Origin of the sequence: Psychromonas aquatilis (assembly GCF_038155185.1) — a bacterium.
GTDB lineage: Bacteria > Pseudomonadota > Gammaproteobacteria > Enterobacterales > Psychromonadaceae > Psychromonas > Psychromonas aquatilis.
In genome coordinates this window covers 1-208 of record NZ_JBAKAZ010000487.1, presented here as the reverse complement: position 1 = coordinate 208, position 208 = coordinate 1, and the positions used below count along the sequence as shown (strand labels likewise).

Genomic DNA, 208 nt, shown 5'->3' with positions numbered 1-208 from the left:
CTTTTCAGGTAATCCTCGTAGCCCTTTCCATGTAGAAGAAATTTTTGAATGTGAGATTGGTATTCGCTTAAACGGCAAAGAAGGTTTTGATGTAGAAGAATATTGTATTAGTGAAGGTTGGGTTAAAGTTGGAGACCATAAAGCTCTAGATCGTCGTGGCAAGACATTATTGCTTACTAAAAAAGGCACTGTTGAAGCATTTTATCGT

Annotated in this window: 1 protein-coding gene; it reads left to right on the top strand. The window is 37.0% G+C overall.

Annotated elements, in window-relative coordinates; genetic code table 11:
- The coding region (locus V6256_RS16250; protein ID WP_341599212.1) for a DUF3297 family protein at positions 1 to 208 on the top strand (208 nt) is incomplete at both ends.